Source organism: Pseudomonas sp. SMSB3, assembly GCF_052041965.1.
Lineage (GTDB): Bacteria > Pseudomonadota > Gammaproteobacteria > Pseudomonadales > Pseudomonadaceae > Aquipseudomonas.
Map to the genome: position 1 here is coordinate 395,675 of NZ_JBKGGV010000003.1, position 10,589 is coordinate 406,263.

General features: G+C 55.1%; 9 protein-coding genes. 4 read left to right on the plus strand and 5 right to left on the minus strand.

Going from position 1 to position 10,589, the window contains the following annotated elements:
- Window positions 1-14: 14 nt before the first annotated feature.
- Complete coding sequence (locus tag ACLEJW_RS07760; RefSeq protein WP_010951456.1) at window positions 15-1,286, minus strand: TolC family protein; 1,272 nt, start codon at window positions 1,284-1,286, stop codon at window positions 15-17.
- Window positions 1,287-1,689: 403 nt separating this feature from the next.
- On the opposite strand from ACLEJW_RS07760, the gene ACLEJW_RS07765 reads away from it, so the two are divergent.
- From ACLEJW_RS07765 to ACLEJW_RS07775, 3 genes are all read left to right on the plus strand, one after another.
- Window positions 1,690-3,033: an OprD family porin gene (locus ACLEJW_RS07765; protein ID WP_003253422.1), complete on the plus strand. Its 1,344-nt coding sequence runs from the start codon at window positions 1,690-1,692 to the stop codon at window positions 3,031-3,033.
- 488 nt (window positions 3,034-3,521) lie between these two features.
- Window positions 3,522-4,196: a heavy metal response regulator transcription factor gene (locus tag ACLEJW_RS07770; protein WP_003253420.1), complete on the plus strand. Its 675-nt coding sequence runs from the start codon at window positions 3,522-3,524 to the stop codon at window positions 4,194-4,196.
- Window positions 4,197-4,313: 117 nt separating this feature from the next.
- Window positions 4,314-4,637 (plus strand): hypothetical protein, encoded by a 324-nt coding sequence (locus ACLEJW_RS07775; protein ID WP_010951457.1) that lies wholly within the window; start codon window positions 4,314-4,316, stop codon window positions 4,635-4,637.
- A 101-nt stretch (window positions 4,638-4,738) separates the two neighbouring features.
- On the opposite strand, the gene ACLEJW_RS07780 is transcribed toward ACLEJW_RS07775, so the two are convergent.
- The 4 genes from ACLEJW_RS07780 to ACLEJW_RS07795 form a co-directional block, all read right to left on the minus strand.
- Window positions 4,739-5,266 (minus strand): hypothetical protein, encoded by a 528-nt coding sequence (locus tag ACLEJW_RS07780; protein WP_012269855.1) that lies wholly within the window; start codon window positions 5,264-5,266, stop codon window positions 4,739-4,741.
- A 189-nt stretch (window positions 5,267-5,455) separates the two neighbouring features.
- Window positions 5,456-6,853 carry a hypothetical protein gene (locus ACLEJW_RS07785; protein ID WP_224765890.1) on the minus strand — a complete coding sequence of 466 codons (1,398 nt, stop codon included), beginning with the start codon at window positions 6,851-6,853 and terminating at the stop codon, window positions 5,456-5,458.
- Window positions 6,854-6,934: 81 nt separating this feature from the next.
- Window positions 6,935-7,336, minus strand: a complete 402-nt coding sequence (locus ACLEJW_RS07790) for a hypothetical protein (RefSeq protein ID WP_012269857.1) — start codon at window positions 7,334-7,336, stop codon at window positions 6,935-6,937.
- Window positions 7,337-8,171: 835 nt separating this feature from the next.
- The gene (locus ACLEJW_RS07795) at window positions 8,172-9,467 is read right to left on the minus strand and encodes a sigma-54 interaction domain-containing protein (protein WP_145184674.1); all 1,296 of its coding nucleotides are present in this window, start codon (window positions 9,465-9,467) and stop codon (window positions 8,172-8,174) included.
- A 221-nt stretch (window positions 9,468-9,688) separates the two neighbouring features.
- On the opposite strand from ACLEJW_RS07795, the gene ACLEJW_RS07800 reads away from it, so the two are divergent.
- Window positions 9,689-10,573 carry an MBL fold metallo-hydrolase gene (locus tag ACLEJW_RS07800; RefSeq protein WP_313303021.1) on the plus strand — a complete coding sequence of 295 codons (885 nt, stop codon included), beginning with the start codon at window positions 9,689-9,691 and terminating at the stop codon, window positions 10,571-10,573.
- The last annotated feature ends 16 nt before the right edge of the window (window positions 10,574-10,589 follow it).

The window sequence follows — 10,589 nt, forward strand, 5'->3', positions numbered from 1 at the left end:
AATGTTTGGCCCGTTCAGCGAGTGCCGGCGGTTGAGCCGACTTCGCCATAAACCCTTTCCACCTGCGCACGCGCATTGGTCGCCGCTGCCAACGATTCGAGGTATTGGCCACGAGCGACGATCAAGGTGCGCTGGGCATCCAGCACTTCGATGAAACCGAATTTGCCCATCTCGAAGCCGCGGGTTGCGGTCTCTACGGCTTGTTGGGCTGAAGGCAGAATGGTCTTGTCGTAGGACTCGACCTCCTGCATGGCGGTGGACCATTGGTTCAACGCGGTTTGGGTTTCGGTGCGCAGGCGCAGCTCAACAGCATTGCGCTGGTCCCGGGCCTGATCTGCACGACGAGAAGCGGAAAGAATGTTGCCCTGGTTACGATCGAACAGCGGCAAAGGCATAGACAGGCCCACAGTGTTGACCCGCTCGCGCACAGAGCGGTCGTACTGGCTACCTACACTGACAGTAAGGTTCGGGATACGCTGAGCTTTCTCTGAGCCGAGCGAGGCATCGCTCTTGTCTATCTGCACCACGGCCTGACGCATTTCTGCTGTTTGGTCGAGCTTAGCCAGCAGATCTTCAGTGCGAGGTGGCAAGCCCGGGGAGAGGGTTGGCGATTCGAGTCGATCAAACACGGTGACTGAGCTCCCGGTAATTTGAGCGAGCTGTTGGTAAGCGGTCGCTTTTTCCGTTTCTGCACGTCGAACTTGCAGCTGGGCTTCGGCCAGTTGCACTTGAGCGCGGGTCGCCTCCACTGGGGACGACTTACCTGCGCGAACACGGCCATCGACGATGCGAAGACCGCGCTCAGTCAGTTCGAGAGATTGCTTGGCCAGGTCGAGACCTGTCTGGGCCCGCAACGCGGCGTAAAAGGCTTGGACGACATCTGCACGCAGGCCGTTAACGCGACGGTCTAACTCAAGCTGTGCGGCGGTCTGCCCGTATGTGGCGACGTCAACACGAGCCCCCCGCTTACCGCCCAGCTCAAGGGTCTGGCTGAGAGAGACAGTCGTCTGGCTGGTGTTACGACGGGTGTCTTCCACGTCATACGAGATTGTGGGGTTGGGGATAAGCCCGGCCTGCTTGCGAGCACCATCAGCGATCCCAATTTCTTGCCTGGCCGCGGCCAGGTCTGGGTTGGCATCCATGGCCGTCGAAAGCGCCTGGGGCAAGCTGATGCTTTGGGCAAGGGCTGCAGGCGCCATCAACCCAGAGATGACTGCACAGAGTGCAGCGATCTTCCAGGGCGAGACGGGGGTCTTGGGTAAGACATTGCGGTTATACCGGGGCACTTTGATGGTCCTCGTGCACAAACTTCGATAAAGCTTGGCGAGAACGCCGAAACAGCTGCCAAGCCCCACTTGATTAGGTGATGGCACTCTAATGAGCGGTAGCTATCAGAGGGGTGGCTAGAAAATTACAATTCCGTAAGAATGTCCTGTAATGCCCGAAAATACTGGGAAACCAAACCCGACACGATGATTTCGTTACAAGCAACGGAGATGGCAAACACGCGGTGCGAAGGCCCGAACAACAGGTAGATGACGAAATTGTAATTTTCCTATCACCCCCCCGTTATCTTCGGCCTGCAAATATGAGCTCGCGCTACGCTAGGCGCGCCGCCTGGTCAGAACAATTAACGACACCCGCGCCGGTAAACATAATAAAAACTGCCGTGAATCAAAGGAGCATCGGATGAAAATCAAAGTACCACTGTATTTGGCGGCAGTTTCTGCGCTGTCTGGAAGCTATGCTATTTCGGCACAGGCAGAAGACAAGCCAGAAGGCTTCATTGAAGGCAGCAGCCTTACAGTGCTGAACCGTAACTTCTACTTCAACCGTGATAACCGCGACAGCACTGCCCCCACTTATAACAGTGGCAAGGGCAACACCAACGGCTACTCCGAAGCCTGGGCGCACGCGATCATCAGCAAATTCAACTCTGGGTTTACCCAGGGAACCGTTGGCTTTGGCGTTGATGCCTTCGCCATGATCGGCCTCAAGCTCGACACCGGTGATGGGCGCAACGGCGGCCGTAGCTCCTTCGACGTGCTACCCGTTGATAACAAGGGCGAAGCTCGCGACGAATACACCAAGGTCGGCGGCGCAGCCAAAGTCCGCTTGTTCGATACCATCGTGAAAGTAGGTGATGTTTTCCCATCGACTCCGGTCGTTGCATCCGGCGACTCTCGCCTGCTGCCAGAAAGCTTCCGCGGCGTGACCGTTGAGAACACCAGCATCCAAGGCCTCACCCTGCAGGGTGGTCGTCTGCATGCGATGAGCCAGCCGGTCTCAAGCAACCTGAACGACAACTTCGTGACGTTCTACGGCGGCCCGGTCAACTCGCCATGGATCGGTTACGGTGGCGGTGACTACTCGATCAACGACAACTGGACTGTGAGCGTCTACGCCAGCCAGCTGAAAGACGTCTGGAATCAGTACTACGCCGGCACCAGCGTGGTTTACCCGCTGAGCGACGATCTGGCGCTGATCGGTGGCTTCAACTACTACAAAGCCGTAGATGAAGGTAAGAAGCGCCTGGGTGAATTCGACAACAACATCTGGAGTGCCAAGGTCGGCGTGCGTTACGGTGCCCATACCCTAGCCCTGTCGCACCAGCGCAACAACGGCGACGACGATTTTGACTACCTGCGTCAGTCGGACTCGATTTTCGTCGACAACTCCATCCAGTACAGCGACTTCAACTCGCCGAAAGAGCGTTCCTGGATGCTGCGCTATGACCTGAACTTCACCAGCTACGGCATTCCAGGCCTGACGTTCATGACCCGCTACGCCAGAGGCTCGGGCGCGGATTACTCGAACGCTAACCAGTTCTACATGCGCACTGATGACAACGGCAACCCGCTCGACAATCAGAAGCGTTGGGAGCGTGACGTCGAAGTCAAATACGTTGTCCAAACCGGTCCAGCAAAAGATCTGTCCTTCCGGTTGCGCCAGGCAACCACACGTGCCACTGCATTCGAATCGGATCTGGATGAAACCCGTGTGATCATTGAGTACCCGCTTTCGATTCTGTAATTCGCTAACTGGACCAGTTATTCATTAACTGGTCCTATTAGTAAAACGAGCATTACGAATTCACCTTGAGTGGCTTAAGTGCTCCTTTGGTAAAAGGTGGATATTTGGCGCCCATTGGGCGCCTTTTTTTGCCTAAAATTCAAGTAGGCGTTCGATTGTACGCATCGCATGCCGGTGAAGTTCATGACTACACCAATGACCAGTCTCTTCAATGTGAGCGACCTCGCCGTCATCTGAGCGGAACGAAGCCAGCACAAAGAAGAAAATAACCCAATACTTCATAAGGTCAAATCACCTGCTGGAGAGAGGGCCCGCAACTGTCAAACCCAAACCGCGACAAGATATACCGCCAGACTATCAACTGTATTACCTAGAAATTACAAATCCGTCATTTGAGCCCCGGCACGCTCATTTTGATTTACCATCCCTTTCAATAATGCCGGCGCGCGTGCGCGGTTAATTGCTCAGTGATATCGAGACAAAATCCCATGCGAATTCTGGTAATTGAGGATGAAGTAAAAACTGCGGAGTATGTGCGTCAAGGTCTGACGGAATGTGGCTATGTCGTAGATTGCGTCCACACCGGGTCAGATGGATTATTCTTGGCTAAGCAGCACGAATATGAGCTGATTATCCTGGATATAAATCTGCCAGAGATGGACGGTTGGCAGGTCCTTGAGTTGTTGCGTCGTAAAAACTGCCCTTCCCGTATCATGATGCTGACGGCGAGAAGCCGGCTGGCGGATAAGGTCCGGGGGCTGGAGAACGGAGCAGATGACTACCTGATCAAGCCATTTGAGTTCCCTGAGCTGCTGGCCCGGGTTCGCGCCTTGATGCGCAGGTCAGATCACCCTGCATCCGTAGAGGTCATTCGCGTCGCTGACCTGGAGCTTGATCAGAGCCGGCACAGGGCATTCAGGGACGGTCAGCGCATTGACCTGACCACGAAAGAATTCGCGTTACTGCATTACCTGATGCGTAATACCGGTGTGGTGCTGAGCCGCACCCAAATTATTTCGCAGGTTTGGGATATGAATTTTGACTGCGACACAAACGTTGTAGAGGTGTCGATTCGAAGACTCAGAGCCAAGATAGATGACCCTTTCGAGACCAAACTGATACATACGCTTCGGGGCGTAGGGTATGTGCTTGAAAAACGATAGTTGCCAAGCTCTCTAGTACCGAAAATCCGCTACATGCTCCCGTCGCTTGCGAACTTGAGGTTTCTGTTTACGATCCGCGGCGCTGATTCCTCACTCAACAAATGAGGTAGGCTGTACATGAGGTATAGCATTGATTATCAGCAGGTTTCGCAAGGACAATCCGATGCCAGCATTGATGCCTGTCCAGCTGACATTGTCTTCAACAGCGACCATGGCCTAGCTCTTATCCCGTGCGTTGGCGATGTTATCAACCTCCCCTCTACGGCGGTCAAAGAAGGGGTTTGCGGCATCGTTAGATCAAGGATTTTCAATTATCTCAGAGGTCCTGAAGAGCTGTACTGTCACGTCAATATTCTCGTTGAGGAGGCGGACATCAATTTCGAAAGTCTCATCTCGGAATACATGCGCAATCAGTCACGTGCTCGCTCGCCTTCTTCATAAAGTCGAAGGCGGGCCAGTCCATTAATGGTTGTGTATGGGTGAGGGTTCAGCAGAGCGAGCGCCTACTGAGCACCAGAGATGAATAGTCACAGCCTAGTGGTTTAACGCGGTACTGCTGGTGTACGCAGGGCCGGACTCATTGTTTTTTGAATGGCGCATTGCAGCACATAGAAATATAAAACCCCGGAAGCAAATACGATTGCGGACAGATAAGCAAACTCAGAGTCTAAAACCCCGGAAACCATATACAATTTAATCGTGATAGAACCCATAATAATTCCGGTACAGTACATGACGCCTGTGAACTGATTGCCCAAAAAACTCAGTATGCCGCTGAAGGCATTGTTCGCACTCAACAGCATTGCTTTCAGTATCGTCCAGCCGAGAACTGGCAGAAAAGCCTTGATCATGAAGGCGAATAACATCGACGATGCAAACAGTTTTATCGGGGTTTCTGCCCACGGCTTGATGGTGCCGTCTACTTCAACGCCGGTATACAAGATGATATTCAGAATAATCGCCATAAGGGTGCATATGCCGAGGCGTATCATTTCCCGCTTAAGCGGGGCCATCATTATCACTGCGTGAATCTTGTTTCCAAAGTATCGTTTTAGTCCTTGGATCGACATTTTTCTTCCTATGCTCTCGGGTATGACGCTGTTGTAGCGTTGTATGACGGTCATGCTTTTACCCGAAGAGAGGTGACGCTTCAACGGTCCTGAATTGCGCAGGGGATCTCATGTCCTTCCCCTGGCTGGGTAGCTTGCTGAGAAATTCTCATCTACCTGCGTGGCAACGATGCGGCCACCCCGCCGCCGTCAGAGCTCTGGAGGACTGGCTGCTGTCAGCAACTCATCGAGTGACGGAACCTTAGCGTTTGCACTGAGGACGAGTGTTCTGGATCGGAGTATGGATACATCAAAGAAAGATTCGCACTCGACTCTTCCGTTTACTTCTCTCCAGTGGGTGACTTCTGGTATCAACTCATTAGGCACCGGGTATAGTGCCATAGGGTTATGGAATACCTCCACTTCAGCAGACCACGGCTCGTAGCCATATTGCGGCCAGAGCTGACCGTAGTCGCTGGACGCTACATCCAACAGAAATGGGATACCTCGTGATGCTCCCGGAGAACGGTCGAAAAACTCACCAAACCGCAAGTATCGGTACCCGTCTAGATGAGCTCCACCTGAGATCGGCACTCGGCTGAGCTTTGGCACTGTGCAGGCATTGGTGAAAATGACCGCTGAAAGATGGGCATTTTCCATTAGCGTAAATAGGCCGTTGGGGCGCCCTGATAGCAGAGATGTCTCTTCCTCCACAGTTATCAGGTGCGTACCACGATGCGCAGATGAGTGAACTGCAAAGCCATAGAGATAGCTGATGAGCGACTCCCTGCTCCACAGCATTGAACTGGGCGCATGGAAATCGGCTAAGGCCAGAATGAGCGGCTTACCCTCCACGTGCGGTAGGGATTCGTAACGCTTGTCCAATTTGTTTTGGATGGTCCTCGCAAACCTTTCTGCAGCCGCTCCTAAGAAACGCTCATGTCGGTCAGCGGGTGGGGGGACCGGCGAGGCGCCAAAATGCTCATACCGCTCTTCCGGGTTGGCTGTCACTGCTTCAACCCAGGCCTCATCTCCCAGCCTATTCTCGATGTGAAAATCGGGTGATTCTTTAGGCTGGGTGACCAAGAGTCCCTGTTCACGAAAAATCGCTAATAGGTGGGCTTCCCAGAGGCGGGTGTGAAAATTCTCAGTCTGGCAATCGGGAACCCAATTTCTGTCTGGGGATGGCAGTGCGAGATACAGTTGATTCAGCGCCCACGCCCCAATACGGCGGCTTGGATCAAATAGTGATTTGAACACCACGCTTGGTGTGCGCTTACCCATTCTGCTTAGAGGAGCACGTCGTCGTTCACCTGAAGGGAGTGGAAGCGGATGGGCTTGGGTATAGAGAAAATGGCTGATTGAGGCGCGGGCTTCAGACTCGCCAGTGGTGCGCTCACTATGGCTGAGGAGCACCCACACGCTATCGACACGACGCCGCAAGGTGACAATTCCGAAGCTGCCGGAATGGATATTTCGGGTTAGAGCGGCACAAGAAATTCCGTCCTCACTAAGCCATGCCCCTACTGGCGGGCTGTCCCCAAACCCCAACCCTCGTGGAAGCGACAAAGCGATTAGATCGAACATCGGCGCAGCAATTTCTTTCATTCGCTGATCTCGGCAGCCGTCAAAATGCATTCCATCAATGCCTCGGAGCGTGCCCGCCGGCGATGGCATCGGTGGAGGTACCTATTGAAGAAGGGGGCCTTGTTCCACCAGGACATCTCGGTTGGTGAAGATGGTCTCAATGGTTGCAGCCTCGGCAGCCACATGAGTCTTTCGCGTGATCTCTTCAAGGGCCAGTTCGAGCCGGTAGTCTTGGAAATACTCGTACAGCTTTTCAGAGCTCTCGGATATCTCCTCCCCACCATTCTTCGCGAACAAGATGTGGATGATCGCTGCGAGTGGGAGAGAGATGTCGAGATCCTTCTCTTCTGCATCTGAATCCGAGTTCAAACCGTCGAAATACCTCTCCAGATGACTCTGGAGCTCCTCAAGCCAGAACTGAGATAGGTTGCTTGGAAGGGAGCTTTCAGGCCCGGTCAGAAGGACTTCATCTCTGAATAGAGCCAGCAGATTGGGGTTTGCCATGGAGGACCTCACGATTAGATTTGAGAGCAACTGGTCAGCATAGTCCACCTCAAGATGACCACCTCCTTGACGCCCATCCTGGTGCTCCTGAGCATCAGACGAGTGAATCGCCCCGAAACCTGTAGATACAAAATGACCGCTTCTCGCCGTTAGCTGCCTTTCTTGAAGGACAGCTTTGGGTCGATAGCGGCCTTCGTGGAGGTTGGTGTCTACGGGGTCGGTTTAGTCAATCTGAATCTCCGGTTTCACCTCCGTGAGGCCGGCCATCGTCATGCATCAGATCTTGATTGACACGCGTGCCGCTTTGGATAGCCTTGCAATTGAGGGCTGCAACTGCGCATTTGTCGGGCCTGGGTACCAGCATGAGCCCCCCGCAATTTTGGCAGCAGAGGAAGCTGGTTCCTCTGAAGTAGTGACGGCGGGCATTGCCAGTCGGATTCTGAACCCAAGGTCGCCAGACTAGGAGCTAAAGGATCGCTGCGACTACTCCTCATCCCTTACCGAAAAGTCACGCGTCGGTCGTAAACGGCCCTTTCCAGGCCAATCAACTTTTGTGATTGGTGAGTAGGGATTTCTCGGCTTTTCTGTGAAAAGCACCCCTTCATTTCACAAAAAAAATGGCGAAGATTCCAATTTCACGGGGTCTGGCCTATCACCTATTTTGTGAACCTACACAGCGAGTGCTAATCAAGCCGCTCAACTCAAGCCCGCGTTAGCGGGCTTTTTTATGAGCATCAGCGGTGGTCGCTGATGCTTGGCCAAAAGCGGAATGTTCCACGTGGAACGCATTGGCGCGAGAGGGAGTTTCGCTTCTTCAGTTACTCGCGCATAGGCGTCATAGACCCAACGCTTTCAAGCGACGATAGAGTGTCCGCTCACTCAAACCCAAGTGGCGAGCCAGCTCGCTGCGTGAACCGTTGAAGCGCTCCAGCGCCTCTGCAAGTTCGCTCAAGTCGCTACCTTTTCTGCGCTGAACATCTTTCCCGCGCTGCGCCGGACTGATGTCTTCGGGCAGATGCTCGGGACGGATCAAGCCGTCATCGGCGAATAGCTGCGCCCTGTCGAGGATGTTGCGCAGCTCGCGAATGTTTCCTGGAAAGCTGTGCAGCTTCAGTTGTTGCAGCGCGGCGTGGGACAGGCTTGGCGCCGGTTCGCCGGTCATCCTGTGTAGCAGGGTTTCAGCCAGCAACGGCAGATCATCCACCCGCTCGCGCAAGGCCGGCAGGTGAATGGGAAACGCGCTGATGCGGTAGTACAAGTCTTCGCGGAATGTCCCATCGCTCACCATTCGCTTCAGCGGCTTGTGCGTAGCTGAAACCAGGCGGAAGTCGGAATGTACCGTCCTTAGGCTACCTACCGGCCGGAAACTGCCTGACTCGATCAGACGCAGCAGTTTCACCTGCATTGGCAGCGGCACCTCACCGATCTCATCAAGGAACAGTGTGCCGCCATGTGCTGCTTCGGCCAGGCCTATCTTGCGTTGCGTGGCACCGGTGAATGCACCCTTCTCGTAACCAAACAGCTCGCTTTCAAAAAGTGATTCGGTCAGCCCGGTGCAGTCGACGATCACCAACGGCCCGGTGGCTCGCGTGCTCCCCATGTGGATGGCCCGGGCGAACAATTCCTTACCGGTGCCGGACTCGCCCTGCAACAACACCGGTATCTGCGACGGCGCTGCGCGCTGGAGGCTGGCCAGAGCGGTCTTGAAGGCCGGCGCTCGTCCGACCAGACCTTGCTGCTGGGGTTGTGCCGAGGCCAGCGTAATGCGGCTGAGACGCTCGACGAACGCCACCACCCTACCCTGTTGATCGAGAATTGGGCGAAGCTCCACATCGACATGTTCCGGCCCGCGTGGGGTGTGATGGATGTGCAACACGCGCTCGGGCACCTTGCTTTGCCACGCCTTGCGCATCGGGCAGTCCTCCCCGGCCTGGTCGCAAGGTACGGCGTAGTGGTGGGAAACGCGGTGACATTTCTCGCCCAGCGGTGCCTGTTCGTCACGGCCAAACTGGCGACGGTAAGCCGCATTGGCCGCCAGGATGTTGTAATCAGTGTCCAGCACGATCGTGGGTACGGCGTCGTGCTCCAGGTAGGACACCAGGGCTAGGATGAGTGGATGAGCTTCGAGCATGACGACACCGGTGGATGAACCTCAGGCAGCGTACCAAGGACTGCCAAACACTGCCATTGACTGACAGCCCACTGCCAAGCTGACTGCCGTTTTCTGCTTCTGCAGAGGTCCAAGGGCAGTAAAAGCCCCTGCACAGTAGTGTTTCCGGCCTGGCATACATCTTGATGAGCCCTTCCCACTGCTGCGGCTGTTTACGGCGCAGCGGATCTATGGAGAACGTGATGATCATCGGTACTAACCTTCACGTGGACGCCTTCTATGACGAGGCAACCTCGACCGTCAGCTATCTGCTGATGGACCAACAAACCCGACACTGTGCCTTGGTGGACAGCGTGCTGGACTATGACCCCAAGTCTGGACGCACCTCCAGCGTTTCCGCCGATCGGCTTGTCGAACGTGTCACTGCACTGGGCGCCAAGGTACAGTGGCTGTTGGAAACCCATGTTCACGCTGATCACCTTTCGGCAGCGGCCTATCTCAAGGCCAAGCTTGGCGGGAGCATCGCCATAGGCGCGAACATTACCCAGGTACAGAAAGTCTTCAGGGCGCTGTTCAATGCCGAAGCTGGCTTCGCGCGCAATGGCAGCCAGTTCGACGTCTTGTTCGAAGACGAAGAAGGGTTCCGCATCGGCAACCTGCGAGCTCGGGCGCTGCATACGCCAGGTCACACTCCAGCGTGCATGAGCTACCTGGTGGAGGACGCCGGGGAGCAGGCGTTGTTCGTTGGCGATACCCTCTTCATGCCAGACTACGGCACCGCGCGTTGCGACTTCCCTGGTGCCGATGCGCGCACGCTGTACAGGTCGATCCTTCGGCTTCTGGCATTTCCAGACCGCACCCAACTGTTCATGTGCCATGACTACCTGCCTGGTGGGCGGCCCCTGCGCTACCTCACCACCGTGGCCGAACAACGCGCCAGCAACATTCACGTCCGCCATGGCATAGACGAAGACAGCTTCGTCAGCATGCGCGAGGCCCGCGACAAGACGCTGGACATGCCCCTGCTCCTGTTGCCATCGGTGCAGGTGAACATGCGCGGCGGACAACTGCCCGAGCCTGAAGAGAATGGTGTCAGTTATCTGAAGATACCCCTCAACAAACTCTGAATGCTTCGGCCCCATC

Coding starts and splice junctions, on each gene's coding strand:
- ACLEJW_RS07765 (WP_003253422.1), top strand. CDS start 1,690: ATGAAAATCAAAGTACCACTGTATTTGGCGGCAGTTTCTGCGCTGTCT.
- ACLEJW_RS07770 (WP_003253420.1), top strand. CDS start 3,522: ATGCGAATTCTGGTAATTGAGGATGAAGTAAAAACTGCGGAGTATGTG.
- ACLEJW_RS07775 (WP_010951457.1), top strand. CDS start 4,314: ATGAGGTATAGCATTGATTATCAGCAGGTTTCGCAAGGACAATCCGAT.
- ACLEJW_RS07780 (WP_012269855.1), bottom strand. CDS start 5,266: ATGTCGATCCAAGGACTAAAACGATACTTTGGAAACAAGATTCACGCA.
- ACLEJW_RS07785 (WP_224765890.1), bottom strand. CDS start 6,853: ATGAAAGAAATTGCTGCGCCGATGTTCGATCTAATCGCTTTGTCGCTT.
- ACLEJW_RS07790 (WP_012269857.1), bottom strand. CDS start 7,336: ATGGCAAACCCCAATCTGCTGGCTCTATTCAGAGATGAAGTCCTTCTG.
- ACLEJW_RS07795 (WP_145184674.1), bottom strand. CDS start 9,467: ATGCTCGAAGCTCATCCACTCATCCTAGCCCTGGTGTCCTACCTGGAG.
- ACLEJW_RS07800 (WP_313303021.1), top strand. CDS start 9,689: ATGATCATCGGTACTAACCTTCACGTGGACGCCTTCTATGACGAGGCA.